Source organism: Pseudomonas sp. CCI3.1, from assembly GCF_034313985.1.
In the GTDB taxonomy this organism is placed as follows: Bacteria; Pseudomonadota; Gammaproteobacteria; order Pseudomonadales; family Pseudomonadaceae; genus Aquipseudomonas; species Aquipseudomonas psychrophila.
This window is the reverse complement of sequence record NZ_JAVIWO010000001.1, coordinates 2,274,580-2,300,207: the sequence shown is the minus strand read 5'-3', so window position 1 is coordinate 2,300,207 and position 25,628 is coordinate 2,274,580. Positions and strand designations below refer to the sequence as shown.

Genomic DNA, 25,628 nt, shown 5'->3' with positions numbered 1-25,628 from the left:
TCTTGAAGTGTTTAGATACCTGAGCAGGCAGTGGGCATGCGAGGCTCCATCCAGCTAAATGACGGCACTGAATAATGAAGCAAAAAACGGTTCGTCTCGGTGCACTGGCACTGAGTTCACTGCGACTGAACAAGTTGTTGCTGCTGCTGAGCGGGCTTGCTCTGTTGTTGGTGGGCATGAGTTATTGGGCCGTTAACCGGCTACTAATGGAGGAGCGCGAGAAGACGGATTTTCACTTCGCACGGTTGATCGAAAGTATTCATGAACACGAAGTTTTTTTACGCACAGGCGCTGAGAGTTATGATCACGCCAGCGGCACCTTTTCGATGGATACCAAGCCGCGTTCGCACATTGAATTGATGCGCCAGGGCGATGAGCTTTTATTTCAAAACCGAGACACGGCCAAGTCTCTGCCGTTTACGGTGAGCCAGCGAGACACGTTCACGCTGGGTGAAATGCAGGGGGTCTATTCGCTTGGCGTTCAGTTGACTGATCTGTTCACGGCTTACTGGTCTGATTCTTATTATTCGGCACCCCAGGTGTTTGTGTTTTCGCCCACGGCTCAGTTCTCCATCGCCGTACCCGGTATTGATGGCACCCGTCAGTACCCCCTGTTGTTCAAAAACAATTTTTTTGATGTGACCAAGCGTTTGTACGACGCTTTTTTGCCCCAGCGCCATTTGCTGAACACTGATCGTGTGCTGTGGATGAAAGCGCCGCTCGAACTCATTCAAAAACGCAAATATATAGTGGGCGCAATCAGTGTCGATCTTCCCGATCGCTTTATGCAGGCGGCCAATCAAGGGAGCTCGGTGATTCTTAGCGCCTTGCTCGATGTCAGCGATGTCAGCGACCTTGAACGCTTGTTGATGCGCCCCACTAACAGTCGCCTTACCCTGATTTCCCCTACGGGTGATGTGCTGTTGGGTGACGTTCAGGATGTCGAGGAGCTGGCGCCGGGGTTGAGTTTTGCCCGTGACGGCCTGCGGTTCAAGTTGAGCTCGGGCGGGGATGATCCCTGGATCGGCCTGTACGCCATCACGTATCAGAATTTCTTTGGTTATGCGAAATGGCCCTTGATGTGGGCGGCGGGCCTGTTTCTTTTGTTCGTCCTGATTGGCTGGCGCTTAAATCGCTGGTACAGGGTGCGGATCATCGAGCCCGCACAGCAGTCCAGCCTGTCCCTGGCTGAAAGCGAAGAATTCAATCGGGTCATGCTCGATAACGCGCCCGTTGGGCTGTGTGTGGTTGAAAGGGGGACTGGTGTCGTCTTGCTGGAAAACCAGCGGGCGCACGAATGGCAGGGTACCCCTGAACTGATTGCTTTATTGAAGAGTGATTATGGTGAACGTGAGTCGGGCGAGATACAGCTTGAAGTTTCGGGACGTCATCTTCAGGCCTGTTTCGTCTTCACCCGTTACAAAGGCAAAGACGTAGTGCTCTGCGGTTTCAACGACATCACCCGGCATGTGGATGACGCCAACCTGATGGAGCAAGCACGTCGTTCAGCCGATGAAGCCAGCAAAGCCAAAACCCTATTTTTGGCTACTATGAGCCATGAAATTCGTACCCCTTTGTACGGGGTGCTTGGCAATCTAGAACTACTGGAACTCACTCCTCTGAGTGAGCGCCAACATGAGTACTTGCACACTATTCAGCGCTCATCAGCGGTGTTGTTTCAATTGATCAGCGACGTGTTGGACGTGTCAAAAATCGAGTCCGGGCAAATGGCTGTCGAAGCCCAAACATTCAGCCCTCTGGATGTGTTTGAAGATTGCGTGCGCAGTTATTCCGCTGCTGCGAGCAATAAGGGATTAAAAATATTTGCCTGTGCGGACGCGAACTTACCGGCACTTTTGTGCGGAGATGCGGTGCGCATCCGGCAAATCATCGACAACCTGCTGAGTAATGCGATCAAGTTCACCGATACAGGCTGGGTGCTCTTCAGGCTTAAGGTGACAGACCTTGAGCATGGTCAAGTGTCATTGCAGTGGCAGGTCTCCGATACCGGTGTAGGGATCAGTGAGGAGCAACTGGCGCGTTTGTTTAAGCCCTTTTCCCAGGTGGGTGGCAGCGAGCGTGCAGGCGGTGCGGGCCTAGGTTTGTCTATTTGTGCCCGACTTGGCGAGATAATGGGTGCGAACCTGCGGGTGGTCAGTGAGCCAGGCTTGGGCAGCAGCTTTTCACTGAATATAAGTTTGCCTGTTATGGCTGGCCCGCTGGATAAGAGTGCCGATATTGATCTTGAGGGCGTGAGTGTCTATGTGCGCGCCTCCCGCAGTGATATCGGAGTGGTTCTGATTGACTGGCTAAATCGTTGGGGGGCGCGGGCCCAAGCACTCCCTGCATCGGATACCCACGCCAGCCATGCAATATTGCTGGATGTCGACCCAGACCCGCAGCTTGATCTGCACTGGCCGGGAGAGCATGTGATAGCGACTGAAACGGGTCGCAGCCAGCCCAAAAAGATCGCGAGGGGATGGGAAGTTAACGCCTATGACATACGAGCCATCGCTAGAACTCTGATGCAGGTCGCGCAAGGAACTGCTCCCGAGTTAGCCGGCAGCGTGCCGCTACCCCTTGCACGCCTGGACCTGAGCGTTCTGGTTGCAGAAGACAACCCCGTCAACCGGGAGATTCTCAAGGAGCAGCTGGAGGCTTTGGGCGTTCAGGTGACGTTGGCTGAGGATGGTGAGCAAGCCTTGCTGTGTTGGAGTGAGGCGTCATTCGATCTAGTGATTACCGACGTCAATATGCCCAGGCTTGATGGTTATCAGTTGACACGGCGCATACGGGAGCATGATCCGCTGGTGCCGATTATTGGCGTGACCGCCAATGCGCTTCGTGAGGAGGGGGAACAATGTTTGAAGGCCGGGATGAACGTCTGGCTGGTCAAACCCCTGAGCCTGACAACTTTGCGCCAGACCTTGTCAGCCTACTGTTCTCAGCCGGTACCATCGCAGTTGTCCACGTTAGAAGCTGTCGTGGCGACAGTCCAAAAGGATGATCTTGAGGACTGGATTACGCTTTCACCGAGCATGCACCGATTGTTTATCAACACCATGCATGAAGATTTGGAGCAGGCGCAGCGGGCTTTGCAAGAATCCAACACATCGAAATTGCTCAATTATGTACACCGCATGCATGGATCATTTGCGACGGTAGGCGCCATCGCTTTAGCGACGGCCTGTGGTGAGTGTGAAGTCGTTTTGCGGCGTGAACCCTTGAGTCCTGAGTCAGTCGACAAGATCCAGGTGTTGTTGAAACGCTTGCACAGCGCAGTGTCGAGGTTGGTTGACGGGGAGTTGTATCCCAACGGCGGATAATCGTAACCGATGGTATTCATTGATCTTTTTTTAATTCCTGCTTGACGTCCACGGCGTAATAAACGTTTAATTGCGCCGTTGCCCAGATAGCTCAGTCGGTAGAGCAGGGGATTGAAAATCCCCGTGTCGGCGGTTCGATTCCGTCTCTGGGCACCACTACTTCCAAACCCCTGATGCTTAACGGCACCAGGGGTTTTTTGTTTTGGGCCGCTGCCGTTATTTGCAGGCGCGCGCTCCCCATCTCGCAGGCTGACACGGTCTGTGTCGCACTATCAAAACTCAATTCAAAACAGTGATACGAGTGGCGGGGCCGGCCCGATGTGCTGGCGTTTCTTTTGTGTATGTGCGCCTCAAGTGTTCTTGAGGCATACACGAAGGCGGGGGGCTATGCGCGAAAAACAAATACCCCAGACACAAGAAAGCCCGCACTAGGCGGGCTTCTTGTTGGTTTCATTTTCATCTTGCGATGTAGTGAAACCGGTGTTTGGTGGCTACACAGGGACTTGAACCCCGGACCCCAGCATTATGAATGCTATGCTCTAACCAACTGAGCTATGTAGCCAATGGCGCGCATTATTCCCTCGTAAGGGACATGTGTCAAGCAAATATCTTAAAAAATCTTTGTTCTATCAACTGCTTAAGGTTTTGGGCGGCTTTGGATGGCAATATCTTGTAAAAAAATGGCACATTGACGTATCTGCAAGCGTGCATTCACCAGTCGTACGGAAGCTCACATGGCTCTTAGCAACGCTCAAACAACTACAAGCGCGTCCTCTCCAGTCCCTCAGTCCAGCCCGTTAGTCATGCGCATTATTGGTGCTGTGGCTTTGGCGCATTTGATCAATGACCTGATCCAGGCGGTACTGCCTTCGATCTATCCCATGCTCAAGGCCAAATATGACCTGACCTTTACCCAGATCGGGCTGATTACCCTGACGTTTCAGATGACGGCCTCTCTGTTGCAGCCTTGGGTGGGTTACTACACCGACCGTCATCCCAATCCGTTATTGCTGCCAGCCGGTATGATTTGCACCCTGATAGGGATTTTGATGCTGTCCCAGGTCGGCAGTTTTCCGCTGATTCTGCTGGCAGCAGGGTTGATCGGTGTTGGTTCTTCAACCTTTCACCCTGAAGCATCCCGTGTGGCACGACTGGCTTCAGGTGGGCGTTACGGCCTGGCGCAATCGACCTTTCAAGTGGGGGTAACGCGGGCTCGGCCTTTGGGCCGTTATTGGCTGCGGCAATCATCATTCCCTATGGTCAGGGCAATGTGGCCTGGTTCGGGCTATTTGCGTTGTTCGCCGTAGGACTGCTGTATGTCATCAGCCGTTGGTACCGCAACCACTTGAACCTGTTCAAGCTCAAGGCCGGGCAGAAAGCGACTCATGGCCTTTCAAAACGACGGGTGATTGGTGCGTTGGTGGTGCTTGGCCTGCTGGTGTTCTCCAAGTATTTCTACATGGCGAGCCTGACCAGCTACTACACCTTCTTCCTGATTGAGAAGTTCGACGTGTCAGTCTCGACGTCACAGCTGTATCTGTTCCTGTTCCTGGGGGCGGTTGCAGCGGGTACGTTCTTTGGCGGTCCGATAGGCGATCGCATCGGACGCAAGGCGGTGATCTGGTTCTCCATTCTCGGGGTGGCGCCGTTCACGTTGCTGCTGCCTTACGCCGATCTGTTCTGGACCAGCGTACTCAGTGTGGTCATTGGCTTTATTTTGGCATCCGCCTTCTCGGCTATCGTGGTGTACGCGCAGGAGCTGGTGCCGGGGAATGTGGGGATGATTGCCGGTATCTTCTTCGGCTTGATGTTTGGGTTTGGTGGGATCGGTGCCGCCTTGCTCGGGCACTTGGCTGACATTCATGGCATCGAGTACGTTTACACCCTGTGCTCATATTTGCCGCTGTTCGGTGTGTTGGCAATTTTGCTGCCGCGAACGAAAAAAATCTGAATCGGTAGTGGGGGCCACTCCCTGGCCTTTCTACACGCTAGCTCTGAGCCATGGACTTCTCTGTGCAGATGTCCGTGGTGAGCACTAGCAATGGGTGGCCATCTTGAGCTGCTCTCGAGCCCGCGAGATACGTGAGCGAACCGTCCCTATGGGGATCTCCAGAACATTGGCCGTGTCGCGATAACTGCCGCCGCTTTCAAGTGACGCGTACAACGTATTGCGCATTTCGGTTGGCAATCGATTGATCGCAGTGAGCGTCAGCTCAAGCCGTCGATTAATTTCGAACTGACCGCCCAGGTCGCTGGCGCAGTGCTGCTCATGGCACAGCGTTTCGTCGTACTCACAATGCACCGGCCTGGCGTACAGGCGGCGAAAATGATTGCGGATCAGGTTCTGGGCAATACCGCACATCCATGTGCTGAGTGTTGCCTGGCCGTTGAAGCGGTCTTTGCTGCGCCAGGCCTCCAGACAGGTCAATTGAAAAATATCGTCGGCATCCTCCGGGTTCAATACGCGCTTGTGAATAAACGCTTTCAGTTTTTTCTGGAGCTCGGCCGACAGGTCCAGACGGTTGGGAGGAGAGCTCAAAAGGTGGGGTGGGGAAACATCATCAAGGCGATCCATTTTTTTATCCTCAGGGTGAGCATTGTCGAAATGATTTCGACCAAGGCCTCCTAAGCACTGCTTGTGCCAATCAATGGTTGGTATGTATCTGATTATTTTTTAAGGATTTTATTATTTAAAAGGCGCGATGTTGTGCCGGATCTTGCGTAGCCGCTCCTGGGCTTGCGCCAACTTTTTCAAAAATGATGCCGTCTGCCTCCGGGAACCGTTTGCCTGTGATCGACCACACAGGTCATCGAAACTTCCTCACTTGGCCCCCCTTATGAAATTTGACGGACGAAACGAAGCCGCGCAGGCAGTGAGTTCGATGCTCTCTTCGCGGGCCGTTCAATTTCAGGTGCCGCAGACGACTGCGCAAGATGCCGCCGAAGAAGTCGGCATGCTGTTCAGTCAGAAGGTTGAGAGCAGCAGCAAGGAACTGACTCAACGAAAACTGCGAACCCTTGATCCCCAAATACAGAGAATTCAGGGTATTGAGCAGTTAAGTGAACTCTATGAGCAGTTGGGGCATCCCGGCCAGCTCAGCCTGGGTCAACTGGCCCGGCAAGTTCGTCAGGAGCTGTTGTTAACGCCGGATGTCGACAGCCTGCTGACGTTGACCGGGGGTGATCCGGCTCGCACCCATGTCGTATTGCAGCACGTGACAGATCAGGCCAAGGCGCAAGGGCGTGAAATCGAAGCAGCGCTGGCACGGGACTTTCAGGTGCAGGTGCAAGCCCGCTACCACCCACAAATCCAAGCCGGGATGAACATCGCGCTGGCGCTTAAAACAGCGGATGGCGATGCCGCATTACGCCAGGCGGTTCGCGTTTTGTATTACTCCAGCGTGGTGATGAAGCAATCGCTGGTGAACATCACGCAGGCACTGCTGGGGCTGTTCGGTGAAGAGGGGATCAGCGCCGGGCTGGGTATGATGGGCCGAGCGCTGGCGGATGATCTTGCGGCCTACCGCCCCTCGGTGCCGACGATCAAACTGCGTGCCCTGCTGCTCGGCCTGCACAGCTGTAGCCAGCTGGGCAGTGCCTTGAGCGACTGCCGTTTTTTTCTTGAACGTTTGGCAACCCGTGAGCGGCAGGTCGAACTGTCGGCAGTCGCCCTGTTGCAACGCCTGTTGGGATACGCGAGTACGGACATTGACGCCGATGAAGTTCAAGGCCTGAGCCAGCAGTTGGGCGGCGACAGGTTGTCGAGCCAACTGGTCTCGCTCAATCAAGTCTACCCGCTGATTCAGCGCCTTCCCCCGGCGCTGTGGAGTGATCAGGAAAAACGCGAGGCCACCTTGCACCTTTTTTTGAGCCTGATGGGTGAGCACACTCAGGCCGAAGGCATTGCCCGACTGACACCTGGATTGTCGAGATACATTCGATGAAGCTGGTTCAGTGGCTCAATAAAGGCCTTTCCAGTGTTGCTAGTCCGGGGGAGGTGCTCGGGGCCATGGTGGTGCTGGGGATCGTGTTTATTTTTATCGTGCCGCTGCCGACCTGGATGGTCGATATCCTGATTGCGATCAATATCTGCATTGCCTGCCTGCTGATTGTTCTGGCGTTTTATTTGCCCAGTCCCTTGGCGTTCTCTTCGTTTCCTGCACTGCTGCTGCTAACCACGATGTTTCGCCTGGCGTTATCGATTGCAACGACCCGTCTGATCCTGATGGATCAGGACGCCGGCGACATTGTCGAGGCGTTCGGTAATTTTGTGGTGGGGGGCAATCTCGCCGTGGGGCTGGTGATCTTTCTGATCATCACCCTCGTTAACTTTCTGGTCATCACCAAGGGCTCTGAGCGTGTGGCCGAGGTGGCCGCGCGCTTCAGTCTGGATGCGATGCCAGGCAAGCAGATGTCCATCGACAGTGACCTGCGTGGCGGGTTGATCGATGGTGCGCAGGCTCGTCACAAACGCGATCAGCTGTCTCGGGAAAGCCAACTGTTCGGGGCCATGGACGGGGCCATGAAGTTTGTTAAAGGGGACGCCATCGCAGGCTTGGTCATTGTAGTGATCAATATCCTGGGCGGGTTTTCCACAGGCATGTTGCAGCATGGGATGAGTGCTGCAGAGGCCATATCGTTGTATTCGGTACTGACCATCGGTGATGGCCTGATCGCGCAGATTCCGGCGCTGCTGATTTCATTGACCGCAGGCATGATCATCACCCGTGTCGCTCCCGACGACCAATCCCCACGCAGTAACATCGGTACGCAGATCGGGCAGCAAATAACCGGCGAACCCAAGAGCTGGATAATCGCATCGGCGGGCATGCTTGCGTTCGCTGCACTGCCGGGAATGCCGACCCTGGTATTTGTCTTTATTGCCTTGGCCACCTTTTCGCTGGGGCTTTATTTGTTGTTGCGTCGTACTAAGGTCGAGCCGCTGCAGCCTGAACAGGTACTGGAAATTGCTCCGGAACAAAACGGCGAAGATGACCTGAGAGGTTTTGATCCGTCTCGTCCTTACCTGTTGCAGTTCGCCAGTACCCATCAACATCAGGAGCGCACCACGCGACTCATTCACGGGATACGTCAAGTGCGCAACAGCATCGTCACCGCTGTCGGCTTGACTCTTCCTCCGTTTGAAATCGAATACAGCGCCCTTCTGGCCGAGGATGAGTTCCGTTTTTGTGTTCACGAAGCGCCCGTGTTCAGGGCGACCTTTGGTGAGTGGCTGGCAGTGGCACGGGACAGTGTCGAAGGGCAGCTCTCGAATGCGCTCAGGGGCAGCGAGCAGCGAGATGAGCTGGACTGGCTGTGGCTGCAACCCGACGATCCGCTGCTGACCCGGACTGAGGTGATATCTGTCAGTGCGCATGCCTTGATTCTCGAACGCATGCGTCAGGCAATGATGATCAGCGGGCCACGGTTTTTGGGGATTCAGGAGAGCAAATCAATCCTCGGCTGGCTTGAGGAAACACAGCCTGAGCTGGTTCAAGAACTGCAGCGCATCATGCCGCTTTCACGATTCTCTGGCGTATTGCAACGTCTGGCCAGTGAGGGAGTGCCTTTGCGTGCCGTGCGCCTGATTGCTGAAGTATTAACCGAACACGGCCAGCACGAACGCGAAGTGATAGCACTGGCCGACTACGTGAGAATCGCCTTGAGGGCGCAGATCTATCACCTGCACAGCCAGATCGATGGCCTGCATGCCTGGTTGTTTTCACCCCACACCGAAAACATCTTTCGCGAGGCGTTACGCCAGACCCAAACCGGTGTGTTCTTTGCTCTGGACAATGAGCACAGCACCCAGCTTGTGCAGTTGCTCAAGGAAGCCTTCGAGCCACGTAGACGCGAGAAAACGGTGTTGCTGGTAGCTCACGATCTGCGCAGCCCTTTGCGCACGTTATTGTTCGATGAGTTCAACCACGTTCCGGTCATATCGTTCGCCGAGTTGATGGGCTCGGCCAAGGTCAAGGTACTTGGCCGCTTTGATCTGGAATACGAAGGCCTGCTGCGCGAGGTCGTGTCTTGAGTATTGAACTCTGTCTGCCTGACGCCGCAACCGTGGTCATCGACATGGTCGAGCCCGGCGACCTGTTCGAATTGAGGGTGTTGAGCGGTTTGCATCAGGGTGCCGCGTTGCCATTGTTCGGCGAGCAATGGTGTATCGGTGCTCATCAGGAGGCCGACCTGGAGTTGTGCGACCCCGGGATAGAAGATCAGCATGCCCGGTTGCACAGCATTGACGGTGGGTGGATGGTGCAGGCCCAAGAGGGCCTGTTGCAGGATGAAACGGGCGCTACCCTGGCGCGCATTGCCAACCTGGTCCCGGGTGCAGAGTTTTCCATTGGCGGCATTCGACTGTGCATCGCCAATGCACACAGTCCCTGGAGGGAGGCGCCTGTACCCGCGTCTTGTGTGTCGAGCGAAGTCGTCCCTGAACACAGGCGCGCACCCTCTGAAGGGCGCATGGGGAAATGGCTGATAGCAACCCTCACCGTGCTACTGCTGGCCATGGCCGGATTGGCCATGTTGCCTTCCAGCAAGGTGCAGCCCGCCGTCCCTCCATCCTCTTCTGTCGGCGACAGACGCCCGCTTGCGACGACCCATCAGGTCCATCAGCAATTGCTCAAAATGTTGATCGAACGGGAACTGGGCAATCACCTCAGGCTGGAGGTGGCCGCAGATCAAATCACGCTGCGTGGTGACGTCACCCAAGAGGTGCTGGCGCTGGTTTCGCGCATGCTCGAGCGCTTTGAGGCGCAGTTTGAAACATCGATTTCGATCATCAACAAGGCTCAGGAAATCAGTACCGCGCTGCCCTTCAGAATCGTTCAGGTCATCGGCGGCAAACGGGCCCATGTGGTACTGGCAGATGGTCGTCGGTTGTTTTTTGGAGATGAGACTGACGACGTTCGGCTGACTGCGATCGACAATCATCGCCTGCTATTTGAGGGAAAACAGCGCTACGAGGTGAACTGGTGAGCCCCGGTATTGAACAGCGCCTTGAGCGCTGGCGGCAGCGTCAGTCTGCAATGCTGGCCGGCTTTTCACCGGTGACCGTTTGTGGTCGGGTACTGCGGGTCAATGGCATGTTGCTGCAGTGTCGGTTGCCCCAGGCCCGGATAGGCGACCTGTGCCAGGTCCAGACATCGGGTAACGAATGGATACTCGCCGAAATCATCGGCTTTGATCAGCAAGACGCAATGCTCAGCGCCCTGGCAGGTCTGGAAGGCATCGCTGCGGGTGCGGCAGTTGAGCGGCTGGGTGGCGCCCATCAGGTTCGTGTCGGTAATGATTTACTGGGTCAAGTGCTCGACGGGTTTGGTCGACCGCTCAGCGGCTGCGGCCAGGGCGCTTTCGCCCGACCGCCTTGCAAAGGTGCTCGTGCGGTTGTGTGCGAGGCGCCATTACCCACAGAGAGGCCGCGTATCTGGCGTGCATTGCCAACAGGCGTGCGGGCAATCGATGGTCTGTTGACCCTGGGCGAGGGGCAGCGGGTGGGGCTGTTTGCCGGTGCCGGGTGTGGCAAGACCACACTGCTGGCCGAAATTGCCCGCAACGTCGATTGCGATGTGATCGTTTTTGGCCTGATTGGCGAACGCGGTCGCGAGTTACGCGAGTTTCTCGACCACGAGCTGGACGATGGATTGCGTGCCAAGGCAGTGCTGGTGTGTGCGACCTCGGATCGTTCAAGTATGGAGCGTGCGCGGGCAGCCTTGACGGCCACTGCCCTGGCCGAAGGTTTTCGGCGCAAGGGGCAGCGGGTTTTATTGCTGATTGACTCCCTGACGCGCTTTGCCCGTGCCCAGCGGGAAATCGGTCTGGCTGCAGGCGAACCCTTGGGACGAGGCGGGCTGCCGCCATCGGTTTACAGCATGTTGCCGCGTTTGGTGGAGCGCGCGGGCCTGACCCAAGACGGTGTTATCACCGCCATTTATACCGTGCTCATCGAGCAGGACTCCATGAGCGATCCCGTGGCCGATGAGGTCCGCTCCCTATTGGACGGGCACATTGTGTTGTCTCGAAAACTGGCAGAGCGAGGCCACTATCCGGCGGTCGATGTGCTGGGCAGCCTGTCTCGGATCCTGAGCAATGTTGCAACAGCAGAGCATGTGCACAACGCCTCGTCATTGAGGCGCTTGCTTAGCGCTCATCAGCAAATCGAGCTGATGCTCAAGCTGGGTGAATACCAGGCGGGAAACGATGCACTGACCGATATGGCCGTCGATAGTCGACGGCAGGTGGATGCCTTTTTGCGACAGGATCTGCGTGAGCCTGCGTCCTTTCAGGCAACTCTGGAGCATTTGAACGAGTTGACCGCCCATGTCCCTGTTTGACGGGCTTCTTTGTGAAACACGTGCCCTTGAGCGCTTGCGCGGCCATCGAGCCGAGCGGGCCGAGCGCGTATTGCAAAAAGTATTGAGCGAGCAGCGGGCCTTGAACCTGTGTGTCGAGCAAGCCCGCATGGATGTTGAGCAAGCCCGTGACCACGAAAACAGTCAGCAGATCGTATTACTGAATCGCTATCGGGGGCAGGTGGTGTCATTCCAGGTTTTGTCGGGCTGGAACGAGGCGCTGCACAAGGTTTCGGCGCATACGGCTGAGCAACAACGCATCTTGCAGTCGTTGCTTGAGCGTCAGCGCCATGAAGCCGTGAGTGTCGAGCGTGCCCGCAAGCACGTTGCCGAGAGTCAGCGACAAGTCGAGAAACTTCGTGAATTGTCGTTGTTGCTGGCAGAGGAGGGGGTATGGCCCAGGGATCAGGATTGAAATCGGCGCAATTGTCCTTTCATGACGCTCAGACGGCAGTTGTAGCCCGTGTGTCCGAGGCAGACAGCAAATTGTTTGCCGACAACCTGTCAGGCACCGATTTCGGGCTGGCCCAGGCAATGTCTGAGCAGTTGTTGCCCCGTGTGGCGGTGACCGGGCAATCACCCCTGCAGTTTGTGATCTGCCTGGCGCGCCGTGGGCGGATCTATGTCCGCGCCCGGTATGAACGTCGGGCCTGGAGTATTTCATTGGAGGCTGAGCAAGCCGGCACCCGCCAATGGCTCATCCGCCAGCAGCAACATTGTCAGCAACACCTGGCCCGCACGCTGGGGCAGCCGGTCAGTCTCCAGTTGATGCAGGCGCGCAGGAGATGAAGGTGATGCCCGTCACATGGTCCCGTCTGGATGCTCAACAGGTAGCGGCTTACCGCCGATTGGGTCGTGGCATTCGATTTTCGTTCCAGGTCGCTGGCGAGCCCGCAGAGCTTTTGCTTGAGCCGGGCCATGGGCCTGAGGCCGGGGTCGCCCACTCATTCGAGACCCGGTGCGGCGTCATCACCCTAAGTGACGCAGGCGCGATGCTGAGCCTGTTCGGTGAGTGTCCGGTGGTTTTGGCCGACGGCGACAATGATCCGAACTCATGGTTTTGGGCACTTTTTCAGCAGCGCATGAGCCCGCAATTAACTCGGCTGTTTGGCCACTTACGACCGCTTGCGACTGTGCAGCCGGGCACCTTCGAATGCCGGATCAGCGTGAGTCTTGGGCAGTCACGCAGTGTCGGCCAACTGAGCATGGCGCCTCACAGCCTGTTGATGTTGCATGACGCGGGAGGATGGCAGGCCATCAAGGCGCTGCTGCCCGAGGACTTTGCGCTGGCAGTTCCTGTGGAACTCGCAGGCTTGCAGTTGGCAATTGAGCAGGTACGCACGTTACGCGTCGGTGACGTACTGGTGCCGGAGCATGGGCCGTTCAGTGCGGATGGCATAGGTCAACTGAGTGTCGGACGGCTGCGGCTGCACGCGCAGATTGTTGATGAAGGCGGGCGCCGGAGCCTGCGTATTTGTTCTATCGAGGAGTCAGCTGTGGATGAAGTTCTGTTTGCGGGCACGGCGGTTGCTGAGTCAGAGGGTGATGAGCCGTTTGAAACCTTGCTGTTGGATCTGAGCGTGCGTTGTGGGGTGCTCAAATTGAGCCTGGGAGAGCTGCGTCAATTGGCACCCGGCACGGTAGTGAACATTGAAGGCTACGGCACAGGCATGGCCGGGCTGTACTACGGCAATCGCGCGGTTGGGCACGGTCAATTGGTAGAGGTCGATGGACGACTCGGCTTGCAATTGTCGCGCATCAGTTTTTCGCGATGACGGTTCAGGGGGTTGACCCTCTTCTGCTGGCGCTGTTCCTCGCCGGGCTGTCGTTGATGCCTATGCTGCTGGTGGTGTGCACGGCTTTTTTGAAAATCTGCATCGTGTTGATGATTACCCGTAACGCCATCGGTGTGCAGCAGGTGCCACCGAGCATGGCCCTCTACGGTATTGCGCTTGCCGCAACGCTGTTTGTGATGGCGCCGGTAGGTTATGAAATCTCTCAGATTCTCAAGCAGTCACCGGTGGATTTGAGCAGCGTGCAAGCCTTGCAGGACAGCGGTCTGCAAGCCGTAAAACCCTTGCAGGCGTTTATGTTGCGTAACACCGCCCCTGATGTGCTGACCCACCTGCTGGACAACACCGCCCGCATGTGGCCCCCGGAGATGGCGCAACAGGTCAGTCGCGATGACCTGATTCTGCTGGTTCCGGCTTTTGTTCTTTCGCAGTTGCAGGCGGGGTTTGAAATCGGTTTTTTGATCTATATCCCGTTCATTGTCATCGACTTGATCGTGTCGAACCTGCTGCTTGCTCTCGGCATGCAAATGGTTTCACCCATGACGATTTCACTGCCGCTCAAGTTACTGCTGTTTGTACTGGTATCGGGCTGGACACGTCTGCTGGACAGCCTTTTTCTGTCCTTTCTGTGAGACGCCAATGGACCCGATCCTATTGTTCAAGCAAGGCATGTTGCTGGTGGTGGTGCTGTCTGCGCCGCCGCTGATTGTGGCGGTCGTAGTGGGGGTGTTGACCTCATTGATCCAGGCGCTGATGCAGATACAGGACCAGACCTTGCCGTTCGGTATCAAGCTGGTAGCCGTGGGAATTACGCTGGCGCTGACCGGGCGCTGGATCGGAGTTGAATTGATCCAGTTGACCAGCCTTACCTTCGATATGGCGGCGCGCACGGCGCAGTGACTGGAGCCCTGGCATGGCGCTACAAATACCTTACCTTGAGTACTTGCCCAGCCTCGCCATTGCCATGGCGCGTCTGTATCCCTGCTTTTATCTGATTCCGGCATTCTGCTTTCAGCATGTGCGAGGGATGCCTCGGCATGCCATCGTTTTTTCACTGGCATTGATCCCTGTGCCGGGCATTCACCACACCCTTTCGGGCATGGATTACAGCCTGCTCGCGATAGGCGCGTTGGTGCTTAAAGAAGCGGTTTTGGGTTTTTTGCTGGGGATGTTGCTGTCCATGCCCTTCTGGTTGTTCGAGTCGGTTGGCGCCTTGCTGGACAACCAGCGCGGCGCCTTGATCGGTGGGCAACTCAACCCTTCACTGGGGCCGGATGCCACGCCTGTTGGGCACATGTTCAAGCAGTTGAGTATCTTCTTGCTGATAGTCAGCCTGGGGCTGGGCAGCCTGACCCAGGTGATCTGGGACAGTTACCTGATCTGGCCTGCAACGCTTTGGTTCCCGGCTCCGGGGGCAGATGGCTTTGCCGTTTATTTAACGCTGCTGGGCGACACCTTTACGCATTTGGTGCTTTACGCGGCTCCTTTTATTGCGTTGCTACTGATTGTCGAGTTCGCGGTTGCCGTGCTGAGCCTCTACAGCCCGCAGTTGCAGGTATTCGTGTTATCGATGCCCGCCAAGAGCCTGGCAGGGCTGTGCTTTCTGTTGCTCTATCTGCCGCAGTTGCAGGATCTGATTGTGGAACGCATGAGCCGGTTGGGGGATCTTGGGCATTCCTTGGGTTTGTTGTTCAAGGTACCGCCGCCATGAGTGACGACTCGGGTGAAAAGAAATACGACGCGAGCCAAAAAAAGCTGCAAGACCAGCGTCAAAAAGGCCAGGTCGCTCAGAGCCAGGACATTGGCAAGCTTCTGGCGCTGACAGCCATCAGCGAAATTGCATTGTTATCGGCTCACAGCAGCATGCAACGCCTCGAACAATTATTGATGTTGCCCGTGAGCCTGATAGGGCAGCCCTTCAGCCGTTCGCTGCAAGCGGTCATCGCAGAGGCGGGCTACGTATTTTTTGGCTTTGCCTTGTTGATGACAGGTACGGCAATTGTCATGAAGTTGATCAGTAGCTGGCTGCAGTTCGGCTTTCTGTTTGCTCCCGAAGTCCTGGTGCCTGACTTCAATCGGCTCAACCCGTTCAATCAAGCCAAGCAGATGTTTTCGGCTCAGTCGTTGATGACCTTGCTCACGGGCCTGATCAAGGCGCTGCTGATCTGTGTGGTGCTTTACCTTGTCATAGGGCCGTCACTGGGCGCGTTGGTGGGGTTGGTCAACGCCGACTTGCCTGGCTATATCGACGCGTTGATTACCTTGTTCCGGTATTTATTGCACGTGTGCCTTGGATTGTTGCTGGTGCTGGCGCTGGTGGATCTGGCGTTGCAAAAGTACTTTTTTGCCAAGCGCATGCGCATGACCTACGTCGAAGTGATCAAGGAGTACAAGGGCATGGAGGGTGATCCGCACGTCAAGATGATGCGCCGGCAACTAGCTTACGAAATGGCCCAGCAAGCGCATGCGCCCACGTTGCCGCCGCTGGAAGAGGCCGACATGTTGCTGGTCAACCCGACTCATTTTGCTGTGGCACTGTATTACCGCCCGCCACAAACCCCCTTGCCGATGCTGCTTGAAAAAGGCACCGATGCCCGCGCGCGGCAGATGATCGACAGAGCCAAGGCTGCGCAGGTACCTGTGGTTCAGTGTGTCTGGCTGGCGCGTACGCTGTATCGCGAAGCGCTTGGCAGTTGCATTGGCCGCGAGACATTGCAGGCCGTCGCGCTGATCTATCGCACCCTGCGCGAACTGGATGATGACGCGCTGCGTGAAACCATTGAACTGCCGGAGCTTGACCGTCGCTAACCGAGAGGGAACCGGGGCCGGGTTTAAAGCCACTTCATCGATATCATCCGATTGAGTCGAGCCTGTCATGCCCTTAGTGCCCATAGATCCTGTTCGTGCGCACATGCGTTTGAACGCAACCCGTCCCGCCCTCCCGGGCATCCAGCAAAAACCTGCTTCGAGCAGCATCGCAAAGTGGTGTTCCGACCTCTTTCAGCGCGGACGGTGTAGCAGGCCCCCTGCACAATTGACGCAGTTTCGCAGCTATCGGCAGCCTTCAATGGCGTTCAGCGCCCAACTGTCCGATGGCAAAGTCATGACCGAAGGCTCTCACGCCGGGCAGGACATTGCCCACCAGCTCAACCGGTTGCCCAAACGCTTTATGCAAGACCCGGACTACACAGGTAAAGGCCAGGGGCTGCGGATCCTGGACGAAACGCTCAATGTGTTTCATATCCAGTCCACGCCTGCTGCTGCCGCGGTGCTCAAAAGCAGCCGCACCCTGGCGGCTCAACCGTTGCCACTGGCCAATCCCGGCCGTGCCCACCTGGGGCAGATCAGTGGTGTGCACACCACTGATGACGGTCGCCAATTTCGCTTGGTTGAGCAGCGTCTGCATCGGTTTGAACCGCAGACTTTAAGCTGGCTGCCCGACAAGGATGAGGCTGCCTACAGTCGTCTTGGCCTGACCAGGGAAGGCGCGCTGATGAAGGTGCCACTGGGTGTCGGGGACATGAGTGTCGAGGGCAAGACACAGGTGAGCCTGGAACCTTGGGCTGAGGGTTTCTCACTACGGATCAGCCGGGATGCCACAGCCCCCGGCACGCATCTTGTGCCTGTCAGCGAATCGGGCAAGCCCGTGCAACTCACCCGTATTGGGCTGTCGGGCGATACGCTGTACGCCTCCAATGCCCAGGGTGAACTCTTGCGCGGGGACCTGCGCAGCGCGCAGGCTGGGCGTTTGCGCATGGTGCCTGAACCGGCCGGGAAACTTGAGTCTCTGTACAAGGGGGGCGTCAGCATCAAAGGTTTTATGCATGACGACGCTGGCCAGCTCAATGCCCTGATACGTGACACGCACAACCAGCTGCACAGCGCTCCGCTGACAGATACGCCTTCTCAGGAGCCGGGCTGGAACCTCAGTGATGTGTTGTTCAAGGTTATTGATAAGGGGGTGCCGGAGCCTGGGCTGCGAGCACTCGCTAATGCCGTTGATCTGGGCCAGCGGGGCAGGGTTGCGCTAGAAGGCAACACACTGCTGTGTTGGGACTCGCAAGCACAGCAATGGGAAAAGACCGATCACCTGAATGTGGACCAGCTGGAGCGGGGACTGGATGGTCGTGCTTATGTGTTGCAAGCCGGTCAGCTTCAGGAACTGGCGACACACAAAAGTCGTGGCTCTGTGTACATGGAGGCTAGTTACGACCTGGCACCGCCTGAGGGCGCCCGCACTCATGTCACCCTCAGCAGCGGGGCAAGCGTCAAGGGTGAACGGCAGATCACAGGTTTTGCGGTGGAAAACGCCAAGCGCTTTGTGACCCTGGATCAAGATAATCAGCTGCATGCCCATGTGGACGGAGCAGAGAGGGTCTTATCCTTTACCCTGCCCAAAGCGCTTAAGGCACTGGCGCTGGATCGCCGGGGAGATCTTTACGCGCAGAGCCGAACGGGGGAGTTGCTCAAGCTGGAGAAAGCCCACTGGCAAAGTCCTTCCTCGACAGCGAAAACGTGGGAAGCCGTCAAGCTACCCGGCAATGAGTGCTTGAAATCACTGCGCATGGGCCCTGATAAACAGTTGATTGCCAGTTGGGGAGAAAACGATCCTCAACAAAATCGCTGGGGCGAAATATTTCGCCAGTTGGTCGTCTCGCCCGACGGGCAGCCGAAATGGGAAGCGCCAGCGCCGCCCAAAGCGGGCGATAGTTCCTTGAACTCAGTGTTGAGTGGCGGTGAAATCAAAAGCCAAAACAACGGCACAGCCTGGGCTGTGACCTCCACCGTTCTAGGCCATAAAGCGGAAGGTCTGGAGCGTGATCGAGGGCTTTTATCCGGCATTGGCGCCCACATAAAACCCCTTGAAGGCCTTAAGAATATAGGCCTGGATATTCAGCATCACTTCAAGGGACGTGCCGGACTGGCTGGGCTTTACGCCGATGATCGGGCCTTGCGCGGGCAACTTGATGCGCTGGCGAAGGCAGCACCCTGCACCACGAACATGACGACGCGTCTTGAACGCTTGAGTGAGCAGCAATCGACGCAAGCTTTGGCTGGCGCCCTCAAGCACGCACTGGGTCAGGTCGAGAAAAACAGTGAGTCTCTGGCTATCCGGCTGGGTGACATCAAGGGGGCCAGGGTTATCCCGGAACAGGCCGTCGCGGCGGTTGATCACTCTGCGAAGCGCTCGGCGTTCAGTCTTAATCAAATGCGCCAGACGTTCGAAAACCTCGCGCCCTCAAACACTAATACCACCGCCGCTTTGCTTCGCAGTTATGAAAAACAGGGTGTTTCCTTGTCGCCCTGGCACGGGGATCAAAAGCGTGATCTGGGCAACCCGACTGCACTGATAGAAAGTGATTTGATTCAACATGCCCGCACACTGTCCCGGCTCGGCGAACTGATCACCCTGCTGGAAAATGCCCCCCCCGATCAGCCCCTGATCAGCGGGACACTGGAGGTGATCATGCAGGCGTATCACGACAGCCCTGTGCACAAGAAAGCGTCGCAACAGATCAACAGCTTCGCGCAAGCGGAGACGCTGTATAAGAATTTCAAATTATTGGCCAAGGACTTGAGCAACCCCGGATCAGCGCTGCATTTCCATATAGCGCGAACCTTGGGCATTGGCGGGAAGGGGGATATCAAACAGGTCTTGATGCAGCACATTCAGCAATCGGACAGCGGGCAATCCATCGCGTCTAGCCGGACTAAAACCAAGGCGGCCGGAGTATTTGCCACAGGCATGTTGCCTGTGCCGCTGCTTGAAGTGTTTGTAGGCGTTTCGAGGGCCAAGGCGAGTGGCGTCATTTTCAGTCGAACGGATACGGGCGCCACTATTGAAATCAACAGTGGCACGGCTCACGGGCTCAGTGCCTCTTTGGGCAGTGGCGTGACGCTAATGCCCGTGGGGGACGCATTCGGGACCGGAGTTCGGGTGGGGGCGGAGGCAACCCTGGCTGTCTCCCGGGACACGGGTGCAAGTGTCAGCTTTGATGTGACGGAAGCTGACTTGCCGGCGGCGATGGAGATTCTTGCGGGGCGCAAGGGAGACGTCTTCGACCTACTGGACCTGGGTTGTAATCATCAAAGTGGTCAGCGCTCCAAAAACACCGTGGATTTAAGTGTGTCCGCTCTGGTGCAGGGGCGTGCCCATGTTCTGCTGCCTGAAAACTCAGATGCCCTGGCGGGGCTGGTGCGGGCGGTGATTAATGTGGGCGGGGGACTTAATCTGGCCCATTTTGATCAGAGTCGCTCTGTGTCCCAAGGAGCGAAGGATATGACCTGGGCGAGGGGCGACAATTTTCAGCTGTTAGCCAAAGGCAGTGCATCGGCAGGGGTGGGGCCAGCCAACACGGCCGCGTTGGCCCAGGTCGATTCTGGCGGCTCGACTCTGGTGGGGTTCACCGGGTCTGATATTTCGCTCACGGTCAGTTTTGACCGCAGTGCTGCCCGCGCCATGCGCTTCACCTTCAAGCAGCCTGTTGCGATTGAACAGGCGAAAATCAATGATCTGCGTGATGCCTTGTCGAGCCATTCACCGCAATTAAAGGAGCAATTGCTGGCTAGAGTTCCGGCAGAGGGTCTCCCGATCGAACAACTACAAAGCCTGCAACGTCTATTGGAACAACAGTCAGTCCCGGACACACGGCCCCAGGAACACCATGGGCTCAAGAACCAGCTGCAGCAGCTTCTTCATCAGCAGGCACTGATTGCACAGGGCAAGCGCGAGCTGAGTTCAGTTGAAGGCACGGTGACCTATGTGGGGCTGAGCGGTGGCGCGCAGGATGAGTGGCTCAACGACGTTGCTCCCGCGAACAAGGCGGCCATTCTCCACTTGTTGGCGAGTCAGCCACAGCTGGCCCGCACCCTTGAAGACCTGAAGAGCAACCAAGGCACTTCCGTGAGCATCGGGCTGGAGGTCAAACCCGAGGTGTTACGGATGATCGAAAGCAAGGTCGGGGATGTCCGCAGCCCTGAATATGATGTTCAACAGGCGCTGAAAAACCCGGACAACCTGCGGATCAAAACCATGAGTGTGAGTTACACGGCCAGCCGAACCCATAGCATGGCGTTGCCCACGCCTGTTTTGTCATTCAGCAGCAGTGCAGCGCTGAGCCATACCCATAAGGTTCTCAATACCGAGTTCGAATATGGCAGGGACCAGAATGTTCCGGTCAGCATGAAGCTCAAGGATGTGGTCAGCGAGCCCGGTAAAACGGAGTTCAATCCAGAGGTGCTTGATCTCAAGATCAGGGATGGCCGCAGACCCTTGATGTAACGATACGGCCAGCCTGACTGCTCACGCAGGCTGGGTCAGCAACTGGCGGGTGTCGGTCACTTGTTGGATAAAACCGCAGACCCATTGGCAAAAGTCGGGTGGCGTTAAACGTTCGGCCGGGCACTGGGCACACAGACGTACGCTGTCATCCGCGTCCAGCGCCAACCAGCAACCGTTCAGCAGGTCGGGTTGAAAGTTGAGCCGGAGCAACTGGCGGTCTTGATCAGGGGCAGGGCGGTGAGTGCTCACCGCACAGTGCAGCAAGGCAGCGCTGTGTTGGGGCAAGAGCTCGATCACGCATACCTCCAGCCCCTGACTGTCGAACAATGCACATACGCCGTTTTCCAGATGCAAGTCGACGTTGAGATGCTGACTCAGGGCTGCCAGCAGTAGCTGAGGGGAGCACGGGTGTTGTTTCATTCATTTCTGCCTATGAAGTGTTCGGCGGTTGGGATCACTGTTCAAGGAGAACCACCAGATGGTCTGGCCGTAGGGCGTCAGGACCTGTCTCGTTGCGCATGTGTGTGGGCCACCAGATCACCAGGTTGCCGGCGCTGGACACTGGGCGTGTGCACGAATCACCTTGGCAATTCGTGGCACACCCTTGAAGCGTCATCCCCAGGACAAGGGTCATGACAACAGTGAACAACCGGATCATTGGGAGGCACTCTGTGCGGGTGTTAACAAGGATGGTCGAGGCACCGCCTTCAGCTCATCCTGGTCGGGCGGTCGAGTAGCAATAAAGACTTCCGCCTGCTCTCCCGGGGCCAGCCACGGGCGGGGCCAGACACTCACCGCCAGGGTATTGGTATTGCTGCATTCACTTTCATCGATGCGCACGCGGCTCTGGCTCCGGTTGTGCAAAACCAGGACGGCGACGTTGTAATGAGCGCTTTCGAACCATTGGCGCCGGTCGGGATCAACCCTCAAGAAATCGGGCGTATTACACCGAATACCCGTCCGGGCAGGCATCGGCATGGCCTTGAAATGGGCAGGTATGCGGCCCGTGACCAAATGAGCCAGAGCTTGCGCGACATCGGTGCGATTGATGGCGGGCGGGTGCTGCGCCCCACGCCGTGCCAACGGGCTTAGCGCGGCTTCGAGCACCGCCTGATCTGATTGCGGCAAGTAGCGCACAGGGTTGGTCTGATCGCCAATAAGCCGTGGTGTCAGGATAAACAGTCGTTCACGGCGATTATTAGTGGACTGCGTCGAAGAAAACAGCGCTTTGCCCAGCCAGGGAATACTCCCAAGCCAGGGCACCTGATTGCGGTTGTCGGCTTCTTCTGCCACATGAAAGCCGCCAATGACCAGGGATTGTTGTTCGCTGATAACCGCTTGGGTACTGACTTTGCCTTGACGCACATCCGGTGTTGAATTGGGACCGGCGTTATTGGCAAAAGCGCCGTCCTCAATGTCGATGATCAAATGAATTTGATTGGCTCCACTGGCTGCGATCACCCGGGGGATGACCTGGAAGCTGGTGCCCGTGGTGACCGGCAAGATGTTTGCCACTCCGTCGCCGACGGCTTTGATGTATTGAGTGCGGTTAAAGTCGATGACGGCAGGCTGGTTTTCCAGTGTCATGATCGAAGGATTGGACACCACCGTCGCCAGGCCGCGCTCCTCCAGGGCCTTCACATCGGCTACGAAACGATCAAACCGGGCAATGTTTACAGTCGAGGGGTTGTTGCCTGACAGATTGCCTGTCCCGGCTCGAAAGTGGCTGTTCTGAAACCCCCAATTCACGCCCAACTCTTTGAGTTGAGTGCGATTGATGTCCAAAATCACAGCATCTATTTCTACCAGTTTTCGTGGTACATCCAGCTCGGCGATCAAGGATTGATAGAGTGCCCGTCGCTCATTCGTGTCGTAGATCAGCACGCTGTTGTTGCGCACATCGGCCTCCACCCGGATGTTGCTTGTGCTTGTTGGTGCCAGGGCGGTTTTAGGCGCTGGGGTTGTAGAGGTGTTTGAGAAGGAGGCGCCGAGGCTGCCTATCGGGGACGTCCTGTCAGGCTCAAGAGCCAATGACGTTGGAGATTTGGGATCGAGAAGCCCGCGTAACAGGCTGGCAATACCGGGGACTGTCAGTTTTTCGCCCCGATAGTCGATCTGGCGATCCGCAGCGTTGGCGAACTGGAGCGCGAAGGTCAGAACATCCTGTTTGTTGGTTGCCTCTGCCCGTTTACGGCTGAACTGTCTTATTTGCTCTATGTAGCGTCTGGGGCCTGAAACCAGGACTACGCCGATATCGGGCAGCTCACCCCAACCGAAACGCTCGTCCAGCAGGCCTATCTGACTCAGAGCTGTTTTCAAGTCAGCTACGGTGTCTTGCGCGACTTCCAACCGTGCAGAACGTTGTTGGTCCAGAGAGCTGATGTACAGCGTGTTGTTGTAGACGAACCATTGGAAGCGATGCTCCAGCCCCAGCCGATCCAGAAACCCCGGCAGCGTGTCGGCGCGCAGCTTGCCGTTGACGACGCCTTGCAATGAACCGTCGATCTGTAGCTGAAGGCCAACGGTGTGGGCGAAGTCCTCCAAAACATCGCGCAACATCCGGTTGCTCGCTTCATGGGCATAGGGTGTTTTTTTCCAGTCATCGGGCACTGCAGCCATGGCGTGGGGCATTAAGATAAAAAGATAAGTCAGCAATGCGATCTGGCTGGCGCGCTTGATTCCCATCATTACTGCACGGCATCAATAATGCTTTTGGTCAGGCTGTGTTTGAGCCGTGTTTGCTCGGTGATCGCAAACGTTGCGATCGCCACGCTTCGTGACGCTTCGAAGAACCGCCTCATGTCTTCGACACCGGTCTGATTGTTCGAGGCGATTTCATCCAGGTTTTTTTGGGCCTGGGCAAAACGGGTATCTATTCGGCGCTGGACACTTTCGAACGAAGCCATACTTCCTCCAATCAGTAATATTCACGACTCAGTGGCGGCTACGTCATCATCGGTTCCATCGGTGCAAGCAGGTATCAACAAGGCCTCGATGGCTGTGGCCCAGTCGATACGCAGGTCTTCACGGACGGTGACAAGCACCAGAGCCTGAATGTCGAGGCGTTCATCGGTCTGGAGTTGCCAGGACGTGTCGGGGTGGGTGCTGAGCCACTGCCCAATACGTTCAAGAGCTTGTGGATGGCAGCGCAGCGTTGCGTTCGCGGGCGGGCATTGTGCGCGCAGCAAATGCTCAAGCAAGGCGACGATACGAGCCGGTTGCGGCACCTCATCGAATAGATGACGCAAGGTCTGGTTGACCACTGTTGAAGCGCTCGACTCAATCCCCTTGCACAGGGCCAGGTGTTCCAGTTGCCAGTGCGAAAGCTGGGCGTTGGCCAGTTGCCAGAATTCGCCGTGGGCTTTTTTCAACAGGGCCTGCGATGTTGCTTGAGCAGTGCTCAGCAGTTCGTCAGCTTGCGCCTTTGCTTGCGCAAGTACTTGATTGACCTGGCCGCAGTCGATGAGGTTTTCACGGGTAATAAGTGTCTGGTGCAGTCCAGGGGCCCCGGGCCGCAGTTTAAGGGTGCGTCGTGACAGCATTGAGCTGAACCTCGGTGCTACCTGCGTCTGGATTGTAGGTTTGCTCGTACCAGAGCACCGCTTGCCAAAGCACCTGAAGCTTGGCCGCAGAGATATCCGGTGCTGGGATTTGCTCCATGGCCATGATCCGGCAAGGCGCAAAACGCAGTCGCAATCGCGACCACACGTGCGGTGCGACCCAAGCCCTCAGGAGTTGCAAGGTATCGTCGGTCGGCTTGAGCCAGCGTTGGGTGTGCAAGCTCATGGCCAGACGCTGGCACCACAGACGCTGTGTCGCGTCGAGCCGATTGGGCTCTAATGGCCGGCAAATGTTGTCGGCCAGTTGCAACATGCGGTCGTGTTGTGACGGTCGCGCCAGGGCCAGGTAAACCAGGCTGGCAGTGGGCTTGCAGGGCAGGCAGGGGGCAATGGCAAAGGTCTTGCTCAGGGCCGCGTGCCGGTTACGGGTCAGTCCGGCTTCATAGGCGACTACGTCTGGGGCCTGCCAGTCCGGGTGCGCGTGGCGCCACGGGAAGGCCCACCACTGAGCCCAGCTGTAAGCGTCGCTCATGCAGAGCCCTCTTTAGAGGGGGCCGTTCTATTTCGTAACTTAAGCCACAAGATCGGGCCAGTGATCGCAAGAAGGAACCCAAGAATCGCACCGTAGAAGGTTTTTTTCCAAAACCCCAGGTCTTGCTTCGGCACCAGAAAAGGGCCGAAGAAGAGCAATTGCTGCGTGTCTTGAAAGGCGGTTGCTGGCACAAACACCGTGGTGATTTTATGCGGGTTGTCTAACGCCGTGGCCATGCCCGGAATGCTGCTGGCAACCATTCGGCGTACCCGTGATTGAATGCTGTCGGGGTCAAGCCTTGAGTCGTGTTTGATAAAAACCGAAGCGGAAGCGGGTTGAACTGCCTCCCCCGGGGCTACCCGCTCGGGAAGTACCACATGCACCCGTGCCACGATGATCCCGTCAATATTCGACAACGTGGCTTCGAGCTCCTGTGACAAGGCATGGATGTAACGGGCGCGCTCTTCCAGCGGCGTAGAAATGACCCCCTCCTTGCGAAATATTTCCCCCAGTGTCGAACGAGTGGCTTTGGGTAACCCGGCTGCTGCCAGTGTCTTTATGGCCCGGCTGATGTCTTGCGCACTTACGCGCACGGAGACTCCGTTTTTGGTAGCGATCTTTTGGCTTTGGACGTGTTTGTCTGCCAGTTCGGCGATGACTTCATTGGCCTCTTGTTCGGAAAGCTGGCTGTGCAGCTCGACGCTTTCGCCACAACCGGTCAAACACAACGCGAGCATCAATAACAGGCTCCTGAGAAGGCGCGATACCATGCGGT

21 protein-coding genes, 2 tRNA genes and 1 pseudogene are annotated in these 25,628 nt (G+C 56.8%); 15 read left to right on the top strand and 9 right to left on the bottom strand.

The features are described 5' to 3' along the window. Positions 1-74 precede the first annotated feature (74 nt). Both RGV06_RS10625 and RGV06_RS10620 read left to right on the top strand, forming a co-directional pair. Entirely contained in the window at positions 75-3,326 is a 3,252-nt protein-coding gene (locus RGV06_RS10625; protein WP_322149962.1) for a hybrid sensor histidine kinase/response regulator, read from the top strand. A gap of 80 nt (positions 3,327-3,406) precedes the next feature. Further along, a tRNA-Phe gene (locus RGV06_RS10620) sits at positions 3,407-3,482 on the top strand. Between the two features lie 329 nt (positions 3,483-3,811). On the opposite strand, the gene RGV06_RS10615 is transcribed toward RGV06_RS10620, so the two are convergent. Further along, positions 3,812-3,888, bottom strand: a tRNA-Met gene (locus tag RGV06_RS10615). 172 nt (positions 3,889-4,060) lie between these two features. On the opposite strand from RGV06_RS10615, the pseudogene RGV06_RS10610 reads away from it, so the two are divergent. After that, positions 4,061-5,277 (top strand): annotated as a pseudogene (locus tag RGV06_RS10610) (MFS transporter). 84 nt (positions 5,278-5,361) lie between these two features. Here RGV06_RS10610 and RGV06_RS10605 read toward each other — a convergent pair. After that, positions 5,362-5,901 carry an RNA polymerase sigma factor gene (locus tag RGV06_RS10605; RefSeq protein WP_019825166.1) on the bottom strand — a complete coding sequence of 180 codons (540 nt, stop codon included), beginning with the start codon at positions 5,899-5,901 and terminating at the stop codon, positions 5,362-5,364. Between the two features lie 262 nt (positions 5,902-6,163). Here RGV06_RS10605 and sctW point away from each other — a divergent pair, with 262 nt between their 5' ends. The 12 genes from sctW to RGV06_RS10545 all read left to right on the top strand — a co-directional run bounded on the left by sctW (position 6,164) and on the right by RGV06_RS10545 (position 20,761). Continuing rightward, a complete protein-coding gene (gene sctW, locus RGV06_RS10600) occupies positions 6,164-7,270 on the top strand; it encodes a type III secretion system gatekeeper subunit SctW (protein WP_322149960.1) in 1,107 nt (368 codons plus the stop codon). Further along, positions 7,267-9,360 carry a type III secretion system export apparatus subunit SctV gene (sctV, locus tag RGV06_RS10595; RefSeq protein ID WP_322149958.1) on the top strand — a complete coding sequence of 698 codons (2,094 nt, stop codon included), beginning with the start codon at positions 7,267-7,269 and terminating at the stop codon, positions 9,358-9,360. Before sctW ends, sctV begins: the two co-directional genes overlap by 4 nt. After that, a complete protein-coding gene (locus RGV06_RS10590; protein ID WP_322149956.1) occupies positions 9,357-10,313 on the top strand; it encodes an FHA domain-containing protein in 957 nt (318 codons plus the stop codon). Before sctV ends, RGV06_RS10590 begins: the two co-directional genes overlap by 4 nt. A gap of 50 nt (positions 10,314-10,363) precedes the next feature. After that, positions 10,364-11,668: a FliI/YscN family ATPase gene (locus tag RGV06_RS10585; RefSeq protein ID WP_204369339.1), complete on the top strand. Its 1,305-nt coding sequence runs from the start codon at positions 10,364-10,366 to the stop codon at positions 11,666-11,668. After that, positions 11,655-12,101: a hypothetical protein gene (locus RGV06_RS10580; RefSeq protein WP_019825158.1), complete on the top strand. Its 447-nt coding sequence runs from the start codon at positions 11,655-11,657 to the stop codon at positions 12,099-12,101. Before RGV06_RS10585 ends, RGV06_RS10580 begins: the two co-directional genes overlap by 14 nt. After that, positions 12,080-12,475, top strand: coding sequence for a type III secretion system HrpP C-terminal domain-containing protein (locus tag RGV06_RS10575; RefSeq protein WP_322149955.1), 396 nt, complete (start codon positions 12,080-12,082; stop codon positions 12,473-12,475). The genes RGV06_RS10580 and RGV06_RS10575 overlap by 22 nt, the downstream gene beginning before the upstream one ends. Continuing rightward, complete coding sequence (locus RGV06_RS10570) at positions 12,472-13,461, top strand: FliM/FliN family flagellar motor switch protein (RefSeq protein WP_019825155.1); 990 nt, start codon at positions 12,472-12,474, stop codon at positions 13,459-13,461. Before RGV06_RS10575 ends, RGV06_RS10570 begins: the two co-directional genes overlap by 4 nt. Further along, positions 13,458-14,111 carry a type III secretion system export apparatus subunit SctR gene (sctR, locus tag RGV06_RS10565; RefSeq protein WP_019825154.1) on the top strand — a complete coding sequence of 218 codons (654 nt, stop codon included), beginning with the start codon at positions 13,458-13,460 and terminating at the stop codon, positions 14,109-14,111. The genes RGV06_RS10570 and sctR overlap by 4 nt, the downstream gene beginning before the upstream one ends. A 7-nt stretch (positions 14,112-14,118) precedes the next feature. Beyond that, a complete protein-coding gene (gene sctS, locus RGV06_RS10560; protein WP_019825152.1) occupies positions 14,119-14,379 on the top strand; it encodes a type III secretion system export apparatus subunit SctS in 261 nt (86 codons plus the stop codon). 13 nt (positions 14,380-14,392) lie between these two features. Further along, positions 14,393-15,190: a type III secretion system export apparatus subunit SctT gene (sctT, locus tag RGV06_RS10555; protein WP_019825150.1), complete on the top strand. Its 798-nt coding sequence runs from the start codon at positions 14,393-14,395 to the stop codon at positions 15,188-15,190. Beyond that, positions 15,187-16,287, top strand: coding sequence for a type III secretion system export apparatus subunit SctU (gene sctU / locus RGV06_RS10550; RefSeq protein ID WP_019825148.1), 1,101 nt, complete (start codon positions 15,187-15,189; stop codon positions 16,285-16,287). Before sctT ends, sctU begins: the two co-directional genes overlap by 4 nt. A 259-nt stretch (positions 16,288-16,546) precedes the next feature. After that, positions 16,547-20,761, top strand: a complete 4,215-nt coding sequence (locus tag RGV06_RS10545; protein WP_322149954.1) for an AvrE-family type 3 secretion system effector — start codon at positions 16,547-16,549, stop codon at positions 20,759-20,761. Between the two features lie 21 nt (positions 20,762-20,782). Here RGV06_RS10545 and RGV06_RS10540 read toward each other — a convergent pair whose 3' ends face one another. The 7 genes from RGV06_RS10540 to sctJ are packed head-to-tail and all read right to left on the bottom strand — an operon-like array spanning position 20,783 to position 25,623. Next, positions 20,783-21,181 carry a type III secretion system chaperone gene (locus RGV06_RS10540; protein ID WP_048351296.1) on the bottom strand — a complete coding sequence of 133 codons (399 nt, stop codon included), beginning with the start codon at positions 21,179-21,181 and terminating at the stop codon, positions 20,783-20,785. Positions 21,182-21,215: 34 nt separating this feature from the next. After that, positions 21,216-21,377, bottom strand: coding sequence for an HrpT family type III secretion system protein (hrpT, locus tag RGV06_RS10535; protein ID WP_275575806.1), 162 nt, complete (start codon positions 21,375-21,377; stop codon positions 21,216-21,218). A 38-nt stretch (positions 21,378-21,415) separates the two neighbouring features. Then, positions 21,416-23,449, bottom strand: coding sequence for a type III secretion system outer membrane ring subunit SctC (sctC, locus tag RGV06_RS10530; RefSeq protein WP_322149953.1), 2,034 nt, complete (start codon positions 23,447-23,449; stop codon positions 21,416-21,418). Next, a complete protein-coding gene (locus RGV06_RS10525) occupies positions 23,449-23,667 on the bottom strand; it encodes a type III secretion protein HrpF (protein ID WP_048351297.1) in 219 nt (72 codons plus the stop codon). Before RGV06_RS10525 ends, sctC begins: the two co-directional genes overlap by 1 nt. Positions 23,668-23,688: 21 nt before the next feature. Then, complete coding sequence (sctL, locus tag RGV06_RS10520) at positions 23,689-24,303, bottom strand: type III secretion system stator protein SctL (RefSeq protein WP_322149952.1); 615 nt, start codon at positions 24,301-24,303, stop codon at positions 23,689-23,691. Then, entirely contained in the window at positions 24,281-24,853 is a 573-nt protein-coding gene (locus RGV06_RS10515; RefSeq protein ID WP_048351299.1) for a hypothetical protein, read from the bottom strand. The genes sctL and RGV06_RS10515 overlap by 23 nt, the downstream gene beginning before the upstream one ends. Continuing rightward, on the bottom strand, positions 24,850-25,623 hold the full coding sequence (sctJ, locus tag RGV06_RS10510) for a type III secretion system inner membrane ring lipoprotein SctJ (protein WP_046809093.1): 774 nt from the start codon (positions 25,621-25,623) through the stop codon (positions 24,850-24,852). Before sctJ ends, RGV06_RS10515 begins: the two co-directional genes overlap by 4 nt. Between the last annotated feature and the right edge of the window lie 5 nt (positions 25,624-25,628).